The sequence below is a fragment of the Variovorax sp. MPBD4-3 genome (genome assembly GCF_058809745.1).
Window position 1 is genome coordinate 16,624 of the sequence record NZ_JBXASW010000063.1, and the last position, 17,665, is coordinate 34,288.

Sequence of the window (17,665 nt, forward strand, 5' to 3'; positions counted from 1 at the left end):
CGCCCCCCCCCGGGCTCGGCGGTGCCTGGTGGAAGGAGCGAGGCAGCGGTTCGGCCGGCGGCGAGCAGCTGGATGCCGCGTTCTGGGGACAAAGCTTCGAGCGGCCGGAGGGCGGTGACCTCGTCCTGTCGAGCCTGCGCGGCAAGCCGCTGCTGCTGAACTTCTGGGCGACCTGGTGTCCTCCCTGTGTGGAGGAAATGCCCATGATCGACGCCTTTTTTCGCGAACATGGCGCTAACGGCTGGCAAGTGGTGGGATTGGCCATCGATCAGCCCAGCGCCGTGCGCAAGTTCCTGCAGCGGACGCCTGTCACATACCCTACAGGCCTGGCCGGCCTTCAGGGGACGGAACTGGTCAAGAACCTGGGCAATACAGGCGGCGGTCTGCCCTTCACGCTGGTCCTGAATTCGAACGGTTCGGTGGCGGCTCGTAAAATGGGCAAGCTGGAAACCACCGATCTGGACACTTGGCGGCGCGAACTGGTTCGTGGTTAGAATCCCGTCCCTCCGCTGGCGTTAGCCGCCAAACGCCGAAAATCGCCGATTTTCGGACAAGTTATATCCCAAAGACCGGCAAAGCCGGCACTGGAGTCTCATGGATCTGCGCAAACTCAAGACACTGATCGATCTGGTGTCCGAATCGAATATTTCCGAACTGGAAATCACCGAGACCGAAGGCAAGGTTCGCATCGTCAAGGGCGGCGGCGCCGCCCCGGTGCAGTACGTGCAAACGCTGGCGGCGCCTGCCGCGGCAGCAGCCGCGCCGGCCGCGGGTGCAGCCCCGGCTCCCGCAGCGGCCGCAGCGCCGGCCGCCGAAGCGGCCCGTGCCGGCCACGCGGTGAAGTCTCCGATGGTCGGCACCTTCTACCGTTCGTCCAGCCCCGGCGCACCGGCTTTCGTCGAAGTCGGCAGCAAGGTGAACGAGGGTGACACGGTCTGCATCATCGAAGCGATGAAGATCCTCAACGAAATCGAGGCCGACAAGTCCGGCACGATCACCCAGATCCTCGGCGAAAACGGGCAGGCGGTCGAATACGGCCAGCCGCTGTTCATCATCGAGTGACCATGTTCAAGAAGATCCTGGTTGCAAACCGGGGGGAGATTGCCCTCCGGATCCAGCGCGCCTGCAGCGAACTCGGCATCAAGGCCGTGATGGTTTATTCCGAGGCCGACCGCGACGCCAAGTACATCAAGCTGGCCGAAGAAGCGGTGTGCATCGGCCCGGCCCCGTCGGCGCAGAGCTATCTCAACATGCCGGCGATCATTTCGGCCGCCGAAGTGACCGACGCCGAGGCCATCCACCCCGGCTACGGCTTCCTCAGCGAGAACGCCAACTTCGCCGAACGCGTGGAGCAGAGCGGTTTCCAGTTCATCGGCCCGACGCCCGACAACATCCGCACGATGGGTGACAAGGTCTCGGCCAAGCAGGCCATGATCAAGGCCGGCGTGCCTTGCGTGCCCGGCTCCGAAGGCGAGCTGTCGGACGACGCGGCCACCAACAAGCGCATCGCGCGTGCCATCGGCTACCCGGTCATCATCAAGGCGGCGGGCGGCGGCGGTGGCCGCGGCATGCGCGTGGTGCACACCGAGGCGGCACTGGTCAACGCGATCCAGATGACCAAGGCGGAAGCCGGCGCGGCCTTCAACAATCCGGCCGTGTACATGGAGAAGTTTCTCCAGAACCCGCGCCACATCGAGATCCAGATCCTCGCGGACAAGCACAAGAACGCCGTCTACCTGGGCGAGCGCGACTGCTCCATGCAGCGCCGCCACCAGAAGGTGATCGAGGAATCGCCCGCGCCTGGCATTCCGCGCAAGCTGATCGAAAAGATCGGCGAACGCTGCGCGGCCGCCTGCAAGAAGATCAACTACCGCGGTGCCGGCACCTTCGAGTTCCTGTACGAGAACGGCGAGTTCTATTTCATCGAAATGAACACGCGCGTGCAGGTGGAGCACCCGGTGACGGAGTTCACCACGGGCATCGACATCGTCAAGACGCAGATCATGGTCGCCGCCGGCGAGAAGCTGCCGTTCACGCAGCGCCAGATCCAGATGCACGGCCACGCCATCGAGTGCCGCATCAACGCCGAAGACGCCTGGAAGTTCACGCCGTCGCCCGGCCGCATCACCATGTGGCACCCGCCGGGCGGCCCTGGCGTGCGCGTCGATTCGCATGCGTACACCAACTACTTCGTGCCGCCGAACTACGACTCCATGATCGGCAAGATCATCGTGTACGGCGACACGCGCGAGCAGGCCATGGCCCGCATGCGCACGGCGCTCAACGAAACCGTGATCGAGGGCATCCAGACCAACATCCCGCTGCACCGCGAGCTGATGGTCGATTCCAAGTTCATGACCGGTGGCACCAACATCCACTATCTCGAAGAGTGGCTGGCTGCACACAAGCGCTGACCTGGAAAGACCGCGATGTTTGAACTCCGCCTGATGGCGCCGGAAGACCGGGTCGAAACGCTCAGCGATGCGCTCGATGCACTCGATGCACTGAGCGTGTCGGTGGAAGACGCCGACGCGCAGACCGACGCCGAGCAGGCGCTGTTCGGTGAACCCGGCATGCCGCCGCCCAAGGATGGCTGGCAGCGTTCGCGCGTGATCGCGCTGTTTCCCGACGAGGCGGCCGCGAAGGATGCGGCTTCCGTGCTGGCGCTGCAGGACTTCTTCGAAGGCTGCGAGGTGCTCGGCATCGGCGTCGTGCCCGAGCAGGACTGGGTGCGGCTCACGCAGTCGCAGTTCGCGCCGGTCGAGATCACGCCCGAGTTCTGGATCGTGCCCACCTGGCACGAGCCCCCCGAACAGGCCAGGGAAGTGATCCGGCTGGACCCGGGGCTCGCTTTCGGCACCGGCACGCATCCCACCACCCGCATGTGCCTGCGCTGGATCGCCACGCGGCAGGGCGGCCTGGGCGGCCAGCGCGTGCTCGACTACGGCTGCGGCTCCGGCATCCTGGCGATCGGCGCGGCGAAGTTCGGCGCGAGCGACATCGACGCCGTCGACATCGACGAAGCCGCGGTTTCGTCGACCCGGCTCAATGCCGAGGCCAACGGCGTCCAGCTGAAGGCCGGACTGCCCGATGCAGCCAAGGGCTCCTACGACACCGTGCTCGCGAACATCCTGGCCACGCCGCTCAAGGTGCTCGCGCCGCTGCTGCGCAGCCATGTGAAGGCCGGCGGATCGCTGGTGCTGGCCGGCATCCTCGAGCGCCAGGCAGACGAATTGAAAGAGGCCTACGCACCGTACGCCGCGCTCGAAGTCAGCGACACCGAGGATGGCTGGATCCTCATGACCGCGCGCTGCTGAACCGCCGCTTCGCGCCCCTCACGCGGCGAGGGCCCGACCCTACAATCGCCCCGTCATGAGCCTCGTCACGCGCTGCCCCGCCTGTACCACCACCTTCAAGGTGGTGCGCGACCAGCTTCGCATCTCCGACGGCTGGGTGCGCTGCGGACGCTGCAGCCATGTGTTCGACGCCACGCTCGACCTGCACGAAGCGCCCGATGGCGCATCGGCGGGTTCGTCGCCTGCGATGCAGGGTGGCTACATGCCTGGCTTGGTCGAATCGTCGAGCGAGCCGAAGACTGCGCCGTCACCGGTGCCGGTGCCTCCGCCGCCGGCCGCTGCGCCCGTCCAGCCGGCGGAAGACGCCGATTTCTTCGACGACGAGCCCGAGCAGCAGTCGCGGCATGAGCGTTCCCCGCAGCCGGCCGTCATGCCTCCGCTGCCGTCGCCGCTCGACTTTTCCCTGGAGCTTCCCGAACACGGCATCGCCGCGGACGAGCCCTGGTCCGACCTCGACACCACCGAGCCCGCGTGGAGGCCGCCGCAGAGCACGCTGCCTCCGTTCCCCAGCATCGATCTCAACCTCGCGTCTGCGCCGCCGCCTCCACCTCCGCCGGCGCCGCCGCTGCCCGTGAAGCCGCAGGCCAGGATGCGCACGCTGGTCGAGCGCGCCAGCGACGACGGGGAGGGCGAGCGCGAGCAGGAAGAAAAAGACCACGACCAGGTGCAGATGCAGAAGGCGCTGCGCCGCGCCCGCATCAAGTCGGCCAAGATCGCGAGCGCCAAGGCCCGCGAGGAACGCGCGGCCGCGAAGGCTGCGAGCTCGGCTGCCGTGGTGCAGGCCGTGGAGACCGAGACCGAGAGCGAGCCCGACTTTTCTTTGTCTTCCACCTTCGAGCCGCCGCCGGGGCATCCGCTGTCCGAAGAAGACGATCCGGCCGATAACGCATCGCCGGGCTTCTGGCAGCGCAGGGGCGTGCGTGCAGTGCTTGTGCTGCTGGCGGTGCTCGCCGTGCTGCTGCTCGTGGTGCAGGTCATCCGCCATGAGCGTGACGGCATCGCCGCGCGCCAACCCAATCTGCGTCCCGCACTGGCGGCGTTGTGCCAGTACACCGGCTGCGAGCTCGCGGCGCTGCGCCAGATCGGCGACATCGTGATCGAGGGCGCCGCCTTCGCACGCGAGAAGAGCGGCAGCAACGACTACCGCCTGAGCTTCACCTTGCGCAACGGCGCCACGGTGCCGCTCGCGATGCCTGCCGTGGAGCTGTCGCTGCTCGATACCCAGGAACGTGCCGTGGTGCGCCGCGTGCTCATGCCGGCCGACTACGGTGCTCCTACCGTGCTGGCTGCGCGGTCCGACAGGGCGGCTTCGCTGCCGCTGACGCTGTCGGCCTCGGAAGCGGCGGCCCTGCCGCCCATCGCGGGCTACCGCGTCGAGGCCTTCTATCCTTGAGCAGGGCGCTCGCACGCGTCCTCTGCTTTTTCCATTCCTTCAACCAACGGCTCACCCATGGCAGCAGTAATTTGCGGTTCCCTCGCGTTCGACACGATCATGACTTTCGAGGGGCGGTTCGCCGACCAGATTCTTCCCGACCAGTTGCACATCCTGAATGTGTCGTTCCTGGTGCCGACCCTGCGGCGCGACTTCGGCGGCTGCGCCGGCAACATCGCCTACAGCCTCAATGCGCTCGGCGGCACCGCTCTGCCGATGGCCACGTTGGGCAGCGACGGTGCTACGTACCTCGAGCGCATGCGCTCGCTGGGCATCAGCACGGAGTTCGTGCGCCAGCTCGACGACACCTTCACCGCGCAGGCGATGATCATGAGCGACATCGACAACAACCAGATCACCGCTTTCCACCCCGGCGCGATGCAGCAGGCGCACGTCACCAAGGTGACGGCGCGCGAGGACATCAAGCTCGGCATCATCGCGCCGGACGGCCGTGACGCCATGCTGCAGCACGCGGAGCAGTTTGCCGCCGCCGGCATTCCGTTCGTCTTCGATCCGGGCCAGGGCCTGCCGATGTTCGACGGCGAGGCGCTGCGCCACTTCGTCGAGCTTGCGAGCTGGGTGGTGGTGAACGACTACGAAGGCAAGATGCTGTCGCAACGCACCGGCTGGAGCCTGGCCGAGATCTCGCAGCGCGTGCGCGGCCTCGTGGTCACGCTGGCGGCCGACGGCTGCGAAGTGTGGACCGACGGTGTGCGCGAACACGTGCCCGGCGTGGTGCCGACGGAGGTGGTCGAGCCCACCGGCTGCGGCGATGCATGGCGCGGTGCGCTGCTGTTCGGCCTGGAAAAGGAATGGCCGCTGGCGCAGTGCGCGGCCCTTGGCAATCGCATCGGCGCGCTCAAGATCGCGCAGCGCGGCCCGCAGAACTACCAGGTCGACCGCAAGGCCCTGGGCCTCTGATTCGCCCAATAAAAAAGCCCGACACCGTGAGGTGTCGGGCTTTTGCGCCTTCAGGGCCGCTGAAAAGACTCAGGGCTTGCTGGCCGTGGGAAACGGCCATGCAGCTTGAGGGTTCAGCGTCGTCTGTGCAGCAGGAGCAGCAGCGGGTGCTACGGCAGCCTTGGCGGGCGCTGCTGCCTTGGCAGCCTTCTTCGCAGCAGGCTTCTTGGCAGCAGCGGCAGGCTTGGCAGCGGGCTTTTTCGCGGCTTTCTTGGCCGCGGCCTTTTTCGCAGGCGCCTTCTTGGCAGCAGCCTTCTTCGCAGGCGCCTTCTTGGCGGCGGCCTTCTTGGCAGGCGCCTTCTTCGCAGCAGCCTTCTTGGCCGGGGCCTTCTTCGCTACGGCCTTCTTGGCAGGCGCCTTCTTGGCGGCGGCCTTCTTGGCGGCGGCCTTCTTGGCCGGTGCTGCCTTCTTGGCCGCTACCTTCTTCGCCGGCGCCTTCTTGGCGGCTACCTTCTTGGCAGCGACCTTCTTGGCCGGTGCCTTCTTGGCGGCTACCTTCTTTGCCGGAGCCTTCTTTGCAGCCACGACCTTCTTTGCCGGAGCCTTCTTTGCAGCGGCTTTCTTAGCCGGCGCTTTCTTTGCAGTTGCCATTTCTATTTCTCCTTGATCAAGTTGAAAAAATCAACCTATTGAAGCACTCCACGCACGTTGGGTAGCGTGAAGCGATTCATGGCGTTGGAATCTGAGCCCCAGCACCATGAACACCTGAGCCCTCGTCCATGCCGCGCTCTATGGCGCGATCGGTGGCAAGGGCAATTCTTGAATTCATTAATTCTTGTCGAAAGATTCAATCCCAGGAGAGCGCACCACCCGACTGGTACTCGATCACGCGGGTTTCGAAAAAGTTGCGCTCTTTCTTCAGGTCAATCATTTCGCTCATCCAGGGGAACGGGTTTTCCTCGTTCGGGAAGAGCGTTTCGAGGCCGATCTGCTGTGCACGCCGATTGGCGATGTAGCGCAGGTAGCCCTTGAACATGGAGGCATTCATGCCGAGCACGCCGCGAGGCATAGTGTCTTCGGCGTATTTGTATTCGAGCTCGACGGCCTTCATGAAGAGGGCCTTGATCTCCGCCTTGAACTCGGGGGTCCAGAGGCCGGGGTTCTCGAGCTTGAGCTGGTTGATCAGGTCGATGCCGAAGTTGCAGTGCATCGACTCGTCGCGCAGGATGTACTGGTACTGCTCGGCGGCACCGGTCATCTTGTTCTGGCGGCCCAGCGCGAGGATCTGCGTGAAGCCGACGTAGAAGAACAGCCCTTCCATCAGGCAGGCGAACACGATGAGCGACTTGAGCAGCGTCTGGTCGGTCTCGTGGGTGCCGGTCTTGAAGTTGGGGTCGCTGATGGCGTCGATGAACGGGATCAGGAACTGGTCCTTCTCGCGGATCGACGGCACTTCGTTGTAGGCGTTGAAGATCTCGCTCTCGTCCAGGCCGAGCGACTCGACGATGTACTGGTACGCGTGCGTGTGGATCGCTTCCTCGAAGGCTTGGCGCAGCAGGAACTGGCGGCATTCGGGGGCCGTGATGTGGCGATAGGTGCCCAGCACGATGTTGTTGGCGGCCAGCGAGTCGGCAGTCACGAAGAAGCCGAGGTTGCGCTTGACGATGCGGCGCTCGTCTTCGGTCAGGCCGTTCGGGTCTTTCCAGAGCGCGATGTCGCGCGTCATGTTCACTTCCTGCGGCATCCAGTGGTTGGCGCAGGTGGCGAGGTACTTTTCCCACGCCCACTTGTACTTGAAGGGCACCAGCTGGTTGACGTCGGTCTGACCGTTGATGATGCGCTTGTCGGAGGCCTTGACGCGCTGGGTGGCCGCGGGCGTTGCTGCTGCGGGCTGTGCAATCGACGAAGTCGGAGCATCCACCGAACGGCCCGCGGAAAAACCGCCGGTCGATGCGTGGTGCTGCTGCAATCCTTGTTGCATATCCTTTGGTAAGGAGGGCTTGACTTCTTCGTCCCAGGTCAACATAGAAAAATCCAATGCTCAAATTATCGGAGTAACGATGTGAGTTGCAAAGTGCTCGTTCACATCGCACGCCATTTATGTGGTTGTTATGTTGCTCGCATGCATCGTGCGATGTCAGTCAATGGCTTCATCGAGTGACCGTCGCACGACTTTCGCATGCGCCTCGCTGATTCAACGAAGCGCCGGACGGCGCTTCGATTCACTCATCACTGGCAGGCTTCGCAGGTCGGATCGTCCACGCCGCAGAACGCGATGTCGGTGGCGGGAATCGCGTTCATCTGCGCCTTCGCCGCTGCTGCAGCGGCTTCGAGCGCGCTCATGCCCGAAGGTGCATCGCTGCCCGACGACACTGCGTTGAGCCGGCCCGACTGCACCGTCGACTTCTCGGCGTGCGTCGCGCTCTGCGTGCGCAGGTAGTAGGTCGTCTTCAGGCCGCGCAGCCATGCGAGCTTGTACGTGTCGTCGAGCTTCTTGCCCGATGCGCCGGCCATGTAGATGTTCAGCGACTGCGCCTGGTCGATCCACTTCTGGCGACGCGCGGCGGCTTCCACCAGCCACGTGGTTTCCACTTCGAACGCGGTGGCGTAGAGCGCCTTCACGTCCTGCGGCACGCGGTCGATCGGACGCAGCGAGCCGTCGAAGTGCTTCAGGTCCATGACCATCACGTCGTCCCACAGGCCCAGGCGCTTCAGGTCGCGCACCAGGTAGTGGTTGATCACGGTGAATTCGCCCGACAGGTTCGACTTGACCGACAGGTTGCCGAAGCAGGGTTCGATCGATGCGTCCACGCCGATGATGTTCGAGATGGTCGCGGTCGGAGCGATGGCCACGCAGTTCGAATTGCGCATGCCGTCGGCCTTGATCTTCTGGCGCAGCGCGTCCCAGTCGAGGGTGGCCGAGCGGTCGACCTCGACGTAGCCGCCGCGTGCCTTTTCCAGCAGGTCGAGCGAGTCGATCGGCAGGATGCCCTTGTCCCACAGCGAGCCCTTGTAGCTCGAGTACTTGCCGCGTTCGCGGGCAAGCTCGGTCGATGCCCAGTAGGCGTGGTAGCAGATGGCTTCCATCGACTCGTCGGCGAACTGCACGGCTTCTTGCGAGGCGTAGGGAATGCGCAGTTCGTACAGCGCGTCCTGGAAGCCCATCAGGCCCAGGCCGACCGGACGGTGGCGCAGGTTCGAGTCGCGCGCCTTCTTCACGGCGTAGTAGTTGATGTCGATCACGTTGTCGAGCATGCGCATCGCCGTGGAGATCGTCTTCTTGAGCTTTTCCTGGTCGACCTTGCCGTCCTTCAGATGCTGCAGCAGGTTCACCGAGCCGAGGTTGCACACGGCGGTTTCGGTGTCGCTGGTGTTCAGCGTGATCTCGGTGCACAGGTTCGACGAGTGAACCACGCCGGCGTGCTGCTGGGGCGAGCGCACGTTGCAGGCGTCCTTGAACGTGATCCAGGGGTGGCCGGTCTCGAACAGCATCGTGAGCATCTTGCGCCACAGGTCGGTCGCCTGGATGGTGCGCGCGGGCTTGATGTCGCCGCGGGCAGCCTTCTCTTCGTAGGCGACGTAGGCCTTCTCGAATTCGGCGCCGAACAGGTCGTGCAGGTCGGGCACGTTGGAGGGCGAGAACAGCGTCCAGGTGCCCTTTTCCATCACGCGGCGCATGAACAGGTCGGGGATCCAGTTGGCGGTGTTCATGTCGTGCGTGCGGCGGCGGTCGTCGCCGGTGTTCTTGCGCAGCTCCAGGAACTCCTCGATGTCGAGGTGCCAGGTTTCCAGGTAGGTGCAGACGGCGCCCTTGCGCTTGCCGCCCTGGTTCACGGCCACGGCCGTGTCGTTCACCACCTTCAGGAACGGCACCACGCCCTGCGATTCGCCGTTGGTGCCCTTGATGTGGCTGCCGAGTGCGCGAACGCGGGTCCAGTCGTTGCCCAGGCCGCCGGCGAACTTCGACAGCAGCGCGTTTTCCTTGATCGACTCGTAGATGCCGTCCAGGTCGTCGGGCACGGTGGTCAGGTAGCAGCTCGACAGCTGCGAGCGCAGCGTGCCGGCGTTGAACAGCGTGGGCGTGCTCGACATGAAGTCGAACGACGACAGCACTTCATAGAACTCGATGGCGCGGGCTTCACGGTCGATTTCGTTCAGCGACAGGCCCATGGCCACGCGCATGAAGAAGGCCTGCGGCAGCTCGATGCGGGTCTTGCGCACGTGCAGGAAGTAGCGGTCGTACAGGGTCTGCAGGCCGAGGTAGTCGAACTGGTTGTCGCGTTCGGCCTTCAGGGCGGCGCCCAGGCGGGGCAGGTCGTACTGCAGCAGCTTTTCGTCGAGCAGGTCGTTGTCCACGCCCTTCTTGATGAACTGCGGGAAGTAGTCGGCGTAGGCGGTGGCGCGCTCGGCAGGCATCACTTCGCGGCCGATGATTTCCTTGAAGATCGTGTGCAGCAGCAGGCGCGCGGTGGCGAAGGTGTAGTCGGGGTCCTTCTCGATCAGCGTGCGGGCGGCCAGGATCGAGGCCTTGTAGACCTCGTCGAGCGGCACGCCGTCGTACAGGTTGCGCATCGTCTCGGCGACGATCGGCGCGGCGGTGATGCTCTCGCCCAGGTTCTCGCAGGCGGATTCGATCAGGCCCTTGAGCTCGTTGATGTCGAGCGCGACCAGCTCGCCGTTGTCCAGCACGTGCAGCGCGGGCGTGGCCGGCGCTTGTTGTTCGCCCTGCTTCGAACGCTCCTGCGTGCGGCGCTCGCGGTACAGCACGTAGGCGCGCGCGATTTCATGATGGCCGCCGCGCATCAGGCCGAGTTCGACCTGGTCCTGCACGTCTTCGATGTGGAAGGTGCCGCCGCCCGGACGCGAGCGCACCAGCGCGCGGATCACGCCTTGCGTGAGCACGTCGACCGTCTCGCGAACGCTGGCCGAAGCCGCGCCCTGCGTGCCGTGCACGGCGAGGAAGGCCTTCATCATCGCGATGGCGATCTTGTTCGGCTCGAAGGGCACCACGGCGCCGTTGCGGCGGATGATCTGGTAGTGGGCCAGGTTCTGGACGTTGGGGGAGCCGGCAGTGTCTCGCTGCTGCTGCGGTGGCGTCGAGGGAACGGCACGCGGGGTCGATTGGGGGGTCAGGGCAGTTTGCATTCGCTTCCTCTCGGTTGGCAATTCTTGTTGGATGGCGACGCCTGGGCCGGGCGTCGCGCCGGTGTTGATGACCGGACGTTGGACACTATATCTAGGGTGCGAGGGGTGTACAACCCACTAGATGTAGCGTTTTCGTCTCGATACAAGCCTTGCCGGCATCTCTTTCGGCGTAGGACAACAGCAGAGATGCCGCGTGAATACTGGGCTATGGTCGCGCAAGCCGCATGGGGCTTGGCTTGCGAGCCGATTTGGGCCTGCAAGGCGCATGGTTGCTTGATCGAGCGACAGACATTTCCGCATTGCCGCGACGCACGATCCGCGCATCGCGAGCCGCCGCGCGATTGAAAAAATTAGCGCTGCACCACCTGTGCAGGAAACATTTGTGGACTCCAGCCCAATTGCTCGCGCAGCAGGCGCCAGTCGAAACCGGCGCCGGGGTCTTGCTTGCGGCCCGGCGCGATGTGCTCGTGGCCGGCGATGTGGGCGATGGGATAGTGCTGCGCGATCGCGGCGCACAGGCTCGCGAGCGTCTCGTATTGCGGCGCGTCGAACAACTGGCCCTCGAGGCCTTCGAGCTCGATGCCGACCGAGTCGTCGTTGCAGTTGCCGCGGCCGCGCCACGACGACACGCCGGCATGCCAGGCGCGGTCGTCGCAGCTCACGAACTGCCAGAGCTCGCCGTTGCGGCGCACGTAGAAATGCGAGGACACCTCGAGCCCGCGGATCGACTGGAAGTAGGGGTGCGCGTCCCAGTCGAGCCGGTTGGTGAAGAGCCGCTGCACAGCGTCGCCGCCGTACTCGCCGGGCGGCAGGCTGATCGAATGGATCACGACGAGGTCGGTATTCGCGCCCGCGGGGCGGGGGCCGAAGTTCGGAGAGGGCAGCGCCTTCGCGAAGCGGTACCAGCCGGCCTGCCAGAGCGCACCGTCGTCGTTGCCGCCTGCGGTGCCTTCAGTCGTCGGCATGGCTGCTCGCGCCATCGTCGCCGTTGGGCGTGGTGATGCCCAGGCGCGCGATGCGGTAGCGGATCTGGCGCAGGCTCATGCCGAGCCGCGCGGCGGCGGCGGTGCGGTTGAAGCCGCTGTCGTGCAGCGCGCGCACGAGAATCTCGCGCTCCTGCTGGTCGAGGTAGGCCTGCAGGTCGGACGGCAGCGGCGGCGGCGCGGGCTTGGGCGGCGCAACCGGCGCGGGAGCCGGCATGAGCATGGCGGGCGTCGTGATCTCCGGCATCAGCGGCGCCGGCGCGGACGCGGCGGCTTCGGCGGAGGCGGTGAAGCCGCCCATCAGGTCGAGGTGCAGCTCGTCGCCGTCGTTCAGCGCGACCGCGCGGTGCAGCAGGTTCTCGAGTTCGCGCACGTTGCCGTCGAGCGGGTGCATGCCGAGCCGGCGCAGCAGGTCGTCCGACAGGTGCGGCACCGGCATTCCGGCCTCGTGCGCAATGCGCGACAGCAGTGCGGCGCACAGCGCGGGCAGGTCTTCGCGGCGGTCACGCAGCGCGGGCACCGCGATCTCGATCACGTTGAGCCGGTAGAACAGGTCTTGCCGGAAGCGGCCGGCCTGCACCTCTGAATGAAGGTCCTTGTGGGTGGCGCTGACGATGCGCACGTCGACCGCGTCTTCCTGCGTGGAGCCGATCGAACGCACGCTGCGCTCCTGGATCGCGCGCAGCAGCTTCGACTGCATGGCCAGCGGCAGGTCGCCGATTTCGTCGAGGAACAGCGTGCCGCCTCGCGCTGCCTGGAAGTAGCCGTCGCGGTCTTGCGCCGAGCCGGTGTAGGAGCCCTTGCGGGCGCCGAAGAATTCGGCCTCGAGCAGGTTCTCGGGAATCGCGCCGCAGTTGACGGCCACGAACGGGCCGTCGCTGCGCTGGCTGCAGGCGTGCACCGCGCGCGCCACCAGTTCCTTGCCGGTGCCGGACTCTCCGCGCACCAGCACCGGCGCCATGCCGCGCGCCACCTTTGCGATGCGCGACTTGACGAGGCGCATGGGCTCCGAATCGCCGACGAGGCGCTCGAGCGCGGCGGCGCCGCTGTCCGACATGGCCACCGGCGCATCGTTGTTGTTGCCCGCCGCCGCGGCAGGCGCCGACCTGGCCGGCTGCTGCGCGGCATTGCGCGCCTGCACGGCGGAAGCGACCACGGCGCGGAACTGCTTGAGATCGACCGGCTTCGTGAGGTAGTCGAAGGCGCCGGCCTTCAGCGCCTCGACCGCGTTCTCGGCCGAGCCGTAGGCCGTCATCACCACGCAGCGCTCGCTGCGCTGCTCCTTCTGTATGCGATGGATGATTTCCATGCCCTGTCCGTCGGGCAGCCGCATGTCGGTGATGACCGCGTCGAAGCGGCCCGCCTCCAGGTGCTGCCATGCCTCGGACACGCTGCCCGCGGCCTCGACGCGATAGCCCTCGCGCAGCAGCGTCAGCTCGTAGAGCGTGCGCAGGTCGGGTTCGTCGTCGATGACCAGGATCTGCGCCGGCCGCTGGGTGGAAGGGGTGGGAATGCTCACGGCGCTATTGTGTCAGCCGGTTTTCGCTGGCGGCGAAGCTCACGAAGAATTCGTTGCCCTCCGGGCCGCCCTGGACCAGCGCGCGCCGCTCGTAGCCGATGGTGGCGCCGTGGCGCCGGCACAGCTCGCGGCACAGGAACAGGCCGAGTCCGCTGGAGCGGCTTTCCGACGAGAAAAACGGTTCGAACAGGTGCCGCTGCACCGCGGGCTCCAGCGGCGCGCCGTCGCTCCACACCATCAGGGCGGGGCGGCCCGAGGTGCCGCGCTGAAGGCTGGTCAGCACCTGGATCGAGCCTTCGCGCTTGCCGGCGTAGCGCGATGCGTTGTCGAGCAGGTTCACCAGCAGCCGGCGCAGGTGCTCGGCGTCGAAACGCACGTCGCTGCCGGCCGCATCGAGCGACACCTGCACGCCCTTGCGTTGCGTCTGGCGGATCCACTCCTCGGCCAGCACCTGCACCGCGGGGTCGAGCACGACCTGCTCGCCCAGCGACAGCACGCGCTGCTGGCGCGCCCGGGAAACATCGAGCACGTCGTCCACGATGCGCGCGAGCCGCTGCGCGTTGTGCTGCACCATGCTCGTGAGCTTGCGGTGCGCGGGGTCGGTCAGGTCTTCGTTGAGCAGCGCGCTGGCCTGCGTGATGGCGGCCAGCGGATTGCGGATTTCATGCGCGACCGCGGCGGACATGCGGCCCATCGCCGCCAGCTTCTCGGTGCGGATGCGGGCCTCGAGTTCACGCAAGTCCTGCAGGAACATCACGCACAGGCTGTCGAGCCGCTTGTCGTCGGCCGGTGTGAGCCGGGTGCGCACGCGCACCTCGCGGGCCGCGCCGCGCGCCTGCGCCACCGGAATTTCTTCCGACTGGGGCGCCCGGCGCGCGAAGGTCTGGCGCGCCAGCGCGGCCAGCGCATGCCAGGCGGGCTGTGCGTGCAGGGGGAAAGGCAGCGTCAGCTTCGCCAGCCCCTGCCCGAGGATCGCGTCGGCCGCCGGATTGGCCGCGTGCACCAGCCCTTCGGCATCGATCACCAGCACGCCTTCGCTCAGCGTCTCGATCACCAGGTCGTTGACCTGCGCCTGCATCTGCGCGCTGCTGCGGTTGCGCTGCGCCACCGCTTCTTCGCGCGCGAGCCGGCGGGCCAGTTCGTGCGCCAGCAGGGCCACCACGAAAAGCCCGGTGCCGGTGAGCGCCGCCTGCACGAAGCGGCCCGACGAGTCGACGGGCTGCTGCAGCCAGTGCCAGCCCGCGTCGGCCAGCAGCAGCAGCGTGACGGTGGACGTGGTGCCCAGGCCCACCACCACCGTGCCGAGCACCGCGCTCATGAGCACCGGCAGCGCGAACAGCGGCGTGTAGTTGACGTTGCCGCCCTGCATCACCTGCAGCGTGGTGAAGGCGGCCAGGTCGACGCCGACGGTGAGCAGCCACGGCGCGGTGAAGCCCCGGATCGGCGGCTGCAGGCGCGTGTAGCGCATGGTCAGCCAGGCAGTGACCAGGTAGACGGCGGAAATCCCGATGGCCAGCGGCTGCATCGTCTGCCCGAGCGCAAAAGCCACGCCCTGCAGCAGCACCAGCACCAGCGCGACGAAGCAACGCGCGGCCATGAAGCCGCGCCACAGCCGGATGAGGGCGGTGCTTTCGCTGCCGCCGATCTCGAGCACGTCCCAGTCGGTGACAGGCTCGCCGCGCGACCAGAGGGGAGAACTCATTGGCGAAGGCGCTGCGTGGTCAGCGGCTCACGGTGGCGGCGTCGCGGTGCGCGGTGCTGCAGTAGACAGCGCCGCCCGGCCCGGCGATGGCGTCGGTCGCGGGCAGGTGCAGTCCGCAATGGGCGCAGCGCACCATGGCCTGTGGCGGTCCGACCGGGGTTGGCGGGCGCTGCTGCGCCTTGGCCGCGCGCTCGCGCATCGCGTCGCGCATTTCTTCGCGCCGGTTCTTGCGCCAAAGCCAGATCGCGACCCAGAGCACCGCGAGGACGAGGAGGTATTTCATGCAGGAGGACGAGCGAGCACCACTTCGAGCACGAAGCGCGAGCCCACGTAGGCCAGCAGCAGCAGGGCGGAGCCGGCGTACAGCACGCGGCGCGCGGTGCGGCCGCGCCAGCCGAAGCGGACCCGGCCGATCAGCAGGACGGCGAAGGTGAGCCAAGCGAGTACCGAGAAGGTGGTCTTGTGGTCCCACTTCCAGAAGCGGCCGGCGGTGCCGTAGAGCTGCTCGCTGAACAGCAGGCCGGCCAGCAGCGTGGCCGAGAGCAGCACGAAACCGGCGGTGACGAAACGGAAGGTGAGGCGTTCGAGCGTGAGCAGCGGCACGCCGCCCTGATGGGGTTCGGCGGTGGCCAGGCGGATCTGCTTTTCGGCGCGGGTGATCAGCCAGGCATGCACCACCGCGGCGCCGAACAGGCCGTACGAGGCGATGCCCAGCGCCAGGTGCAGCGGCAGCCAGGGCGAGGCCGAGACGTGCAGCGGCGTGCCCGCGAACAGTATGGCCAGCAGCACCGCGGCCGCGCCCAGCCAGGCAAGCGCGCGCCGCACCTTGAGCTGGGGATACATGCGGCTTTCGATCGCATAGACGGTGAGCACCAGCCACGCCGTGACCGACAGCGCGGGCGCGAAACCGAAGCGCGGCTCGCTGCCCATGAGGCCGTGGGCCAGTGCCAGGGCGTGCAAAAGCCACGCAATGCCGAGGGCCCATTGGGTCGCCTGGCGGCTCATCCGGGCCCCGGCGGCGGCGACAAATCCGTAGGCCACGGCGGTGGCGATGCCCAGCGCCACGCCGAGTGGAGAGGGGATCGCTAAAATCATCGGTGAAGTGTAATGGCTCGCCCCCAGGCTTCGCGTTGCTGCGCCTCCTCCCTACCGGGGGCAACACCAGCGGCCCGGCGAAGCCGGTTCTGCGGTGTTTCGCGAATGGGCAGCGCCCGCGACCGGCTTCAGATTCCCCGACTTTTCATCGGTTCGCGCTAGCGGACAACAAGGTATTTCTTTCATGGCCACCGCCCTCACAGAAAAGTTCTCCCGCCTCGTCAAGACGATGAGCGGCCAGGCGCGCATCACCGAAAGCAACGTGCAGGACATGCTGCGCGAAGTGCGCATGGCGCTGCTGGAAGCCGACGTGGCGCTGCCCGTGGTGCGCGACTTCGTCGCCCGCGTGAAGGAAAAGGCGCTCGGCCAGGAAGTGCTGGGTTCGCTCAAGCCGGGCCAGGCGCTGGTCGGCATCGTCAACCGCGAACTCGCCGCCACCATGGGCGAGGGCGTTTCCGACATCAACCTCGCGGCCCAGCCGCCGGCGGTGATCCTCATGGCCGGCCTGCAGGGCGCCGGCAAGACCACCACCACCGCCAAGCTGGCCAAGCACCTGATCGAGAAGCGCAAGAAGAAGGTGCTCACCGTGTCGGGTGACGTGTACCGTCCCGCCGCCATCGAGCAGCTCAAGACCGTGACCAAGCAGGCCGGCGCCGAGTGGTTCCCGAGCACGCCCGACCAGAAGCCGCTGGACATCGCGCGCGCCGCGCTCGACCACGCCAAGCGCCACTATTTCGACGTGCTGCTGGTCGACACGGCCGGCCGCCTGGCCATCGACGAAGTGCTGATGGCCGAAATCAAGCAGCTGCACGCGGCGCTCGACCCGGTCGAAACCCTGTTCGTGGTCGACGCCATGCAGGGCCAGGACGCGATCAACACCGCCAAGGCCTTCAAGGAGGCGCTGCCGCTCACCGGCATCATCCTGACCAAGACCGACGGCGATTCGCGCGGCGGTGCGGCGCTGTCGGTGCGCCAGGTCACGGGCGTGCCGATCAAGTTCGCCGGCGTGAGCGAGAAGATCGACGGCCTGGAAGTGTTCGACGCCGAGCGCCACGCGGGCCGCATCCTGGGCATGGGCGACATCGTCGCGCTGGTCGAGCAGGTCACGGCCGGCGTCGACGTGGCGGCGGCGCAGAAGCTCGCGGCCAAGGTCAAGAGCGGCGCGGGCTTCGACCTGAACGACTTCCTCGGCCAGCTGCAGCAGATGAAGCAGATGGGCGGCCTCTCCAGCCTGATGGACAAGCTGCCCGCGCAGATGGCCGCCAAGGCCACCGAAGCCGACATGACCCGCGCCGAGCGCGACATCCGCCGCAAGGAAGGCATCATCAACAGCATGACGCCGCTGGAGCGCCGCAAGCCCGAGCTGCTGAAGGCCACGCGCAAGCGCCGCATCGCCGCCGGTGCCGGCGTGCAGGTCCAGGAAGTGAACCGCCTGCTCAACGAGTTCGAGCAGATGCAGGGAATGATGAAGAAGATGAAGGGCGGCGGCCTCATGAAGATGATGAAGCGCATGGGCGGCATGAAGGGCATGGG

15 protein-coding genes are annotated in these 17,665 nt (G+C 66.6%); 7 read left to right on the forward strand and 8 right to left on the reverse strand.

Annotated features, from left to right (window positions below; genetic code table 11):
* The 6 genes from AC1RVW_RS26005 to AC1RVW_RS26030 form a co-directional block, all read left to right on the forward strand.
* Positions 1 to 494, forward strand: a 494-nt coding sequence (locus tag AC1RVW_RS26005) for a TlpA family protein disulfide reductase (protein ID WP_493203467.1), incomplete at its 5' end; no start/stop codon positions are given.
* Between the two features lie 100 nt (positions 495 to 594).
* Positions 595 to 1,062, forward strand: a complete 468-nt coding sequence (gene accB, locus AC1RVW_RS26010) for an acetyl-CoA carboxylase biotin carboxyl carrier protein (protein ID WP_106935684.1) — start codon at positions 595 to 597, stop codon at positions 1,060 to 1,062.
* A gap of 2 nt (positions 1,063 to 1,064) precedes the next feature.
* On the forward strand, positions 1,065 to 2,414 hold the full coding sequence (gene accC / locus AC1RVW_RS26015; RefSeq protein ID WP_081270245.1) for an acetyl-CoA carboxylase biotin carboxylase subunit: 1,350 nt from the start codon (positions 1,065 to 1,067) through the stop codon (positions 2,412 to 2,414).
* Positions 2,415 to 2,429: 15 nt separating this feature from the next.
* The gene (gene prmA / locus AC1RVW_RS26020) at positions 2,430 to 3,317 is read left to right on the forward strand and encodes a 50S ribosomal protein L11 methyltransferase (RefSeq protein WP_081270246.1); all 888 of its coding nucleotides are present in this window, start codon (positions 2,430 to 2,432) and stop codon (positions 3,315 to 3,317) included.
* Between the two features lie 55 nt (positions 3,318 to 3,372).
* Positions 3,373 to 4,749: a zinc-ribbon and DUF3426 domain-containing protein gene (locus tag AC1RVW_RS26025; protein ID WP_493203470.1), complete on the forward strand. Its 1,377-nt coding sequence runs from the start codon at positions 3,373 to 3,375 to the stop codon at positions 4,747 to 4,749.
* A gap of 57 nt (positions 4,750 to 4,806) precedes the next feature.
* Positions 4,807 to 5,709, forward strand: a complete 903-nt coding sequence (locus tag AC1RVW_RS26030; RefSeq protein ID WP_493203472.1) for a carbohydrate kinase family protein — start codon at positions 4,807 to 4,809, stop codon at positions 5,707 to 5,709.
* A gap of 69 nt (positions 5,710 to 5,778) precedes the next feature.
* Here the strand turns inward: AC1RVW_RS26030 and AC1RVW_RS26035 are convergent, their stop codons facing one another.
* From AC1RVW_RS26035 to AC1RVW_RS26070, 8 genes are all read right to left on the reverse strand, one after another.
* On the reverse strand, positions 5,779 to 6,339 hold the full coding sequence (locus tag AC1RVW_RS26035; protein ID WP_493203474.1) for a histone H1-like DNA-binding protein: 561 nt from the start codon (positions 6,337 to 6,339) through the stop codon (positions 5,779 to 5,781).
* 196 nt (positions 6,340 to 6,535) lie between these two features.
* A complete protein-coding gene (locus tag AC1RVW_RS26040) occupies positions 6,536 to 7,714 on the reverse strand; it encodes a ribonucleotide-diphosphate reductase subunit beta (RefSeq protein ID WP_081270250.1) in 1,179 nt (392 codons plus the stop codon).
* Between the two features lie 203 nt (positions 7,715 to 7,917).
* Positions 7,918 to 10,833: a ribonucleoside-diphosphate reductase subunit alpha gene (locus tag AC1RVW_RS26045; RefSeq protein ID WP_081270251.1), complete on the reverse strand. Its 2,916-nt coding sequence runs from the start codon at positions 10,831 to 10,833 to the stop codon at positions 7,918 to 7,920.
* A 350-nt stretch (positions 10,834 to 11,183) separates the two neighbouring features.
* A complete protein-coding gene (gene ampD, locus AC1RVW_RS26050; RefSeq protein WP_106935681.1) occupies positions 11,184 to 11,798 on the reverse strand; it encodes a 1,6-anhydro-N-acetylmuramyl-L-alanine amidase AmpD in 615 nt (204 codons plus the stop codon).
* Entirely contained in the window at positions 11,785 to 13,335 is a 1,551-nt protein-coding gene (locus AC1RVW_RS26055; protein WP_106935680.1) for a sigma-54-dependent transcriptional regulator, read from the reverse strand. The genes ampD and AC1RVW_RS26055 overlap by 14 nt, the downstream gene beginning before the upstream one ends.
* Before the next feature lie 4 nt (positions 13,336 to 13,339).
* On the reverse strand, positions 13,340 to 15,037 hold the full coding sequence (locus AC1RVW_RS26060) for a two-component system sensor histidine kinase NtrB (RefSeq protein ID WP_493203477.1): 1,698 nt from the start codon (positions 15,035 to 15,037) through the stop codon (positions 13,340 to 13,342).
* Between the two features lie 19 nt (positions 15,038 to 15,056).
* Positions 15,057 to 15,320 carry a PP0621 family protein gene (locus AC1RVW_RS26065; RefSeq protein WP_081270254.1) on the reverse strand — a complete coding sequence of 88 codons (264 nt, stop codon included), beginning with the start codon at positions 15,318 to 15,320 and terminating at the stop codon, positions 15,057 to 15,059.
* Positions 15,317 to 16,132 (reverse strand): cytochrome C assembly family protein, encoded by an 816-nt coding sequence (locus AC1RVW_RS26070; protein WP_493203480.1) that lies wholly within the window; start codon positions 16,130 to 16,132, stop codon positions 15,317 to 15,319. Before AC1RVW_RS26070 ends, AC1RVW_RS26065 begins: the two co-directional genes overlap by 4 nt.
* Before the next feature lie 184 nt (positions 16,133 to 16,316).
* Here AC1RVW_RS26070 and ffh point away from each other — a divergent pair.
* Positions 16,317 to 17,665 (forward strand): signal recognition particle protein (ffh, locus tag AC1RVW_RS26075; RefSeq protein WP_493203482.1); only part of this gene is annotated, 1,349 nt, incomplete at its 3' end.

Coding starts and splice junctions, on each gene's coding strand:
- accB (WP_106935684.1), top strand. CDS start 595: ATGGATCTGCGCAAACTCAAGACACTGATCGATCTGGTGTCCGAATCG.
- accC (WP_081270245.1), top strand. CDS start 1,065: ATGTTCAAGAAGATCCTGGTTGCAAACCGGGGGGAGATTGCCCTCCGG.
- prmA (WP_081270246.1), top strand. CDS start 2,430: ATGTTTGAACTCCGCCTGATGGCGCCGGAAGACCGGGTCGAAACGCTC.
- AC1RVW_RS26025 (WP_493203470.1), top strand. CDS start 3,373: ATGAGCCTCGTCACGCGCTGCCCCGCCTGTACCACCACCTTCAAGGTG.
- AC1RVW_RS26030 (WP_493203472.1), top strand. CDS start 4,807: ATGGCAGCAGTAATTTGCGGTTCCCTCGCGTTCGACACGATCATGACT.
- AC1RVW_RS26035 (WP_493203474.1), bottom strand. CDS start 6,339: ATGGCAACTGCAAAGAAAGCGCCGGCTAAGAAAGCCGCTGCAAAGAAG.
- AC1RVW_RS26040 (WP_081270250.1), bottom strand. CDS start 7,714: ATGTTGACCTGGGACGAAGAAGTCAAGCCCTCCTTACCAAAGGATATG.
- AC1RVW_RS26045 (WP_081270251.1), bottom strand. CDS start 10,833: ATGCAAACTGCCCTGACCCCCCAATCGACCCCGCGTGCCGTTCCCTCG.
- ampD (WP_106935681.1), bottom strand. CDS start 11,798: ATGCCGACGACTGAAGGCACCGCAGGCGGCAACGACGACGGTGCGCTC.
- AC1RVW_RS26060 (WP_493203477.1), bottom strand. CDS start 15,037: ATGAGTTCTCCCCTCTGGTCGCGCGGCGAGCCTGTCACCGACTGGGAC.
- AC1RVW_RS26065 (WP_081270254.1), bottom strand. CDS start 15,320: ATGAAATACCTCCTCGTCCTCGCGGTGCTCTGGGTCGCGATCTGGCTT.
- AC1RVW_RS26070 (WP_493203480.1), bottom strand. CDS start 16,132: ATGATTTTAGCGATCCCCTCTCCACTCGGCGTGGCGCTGGGCATCGCC.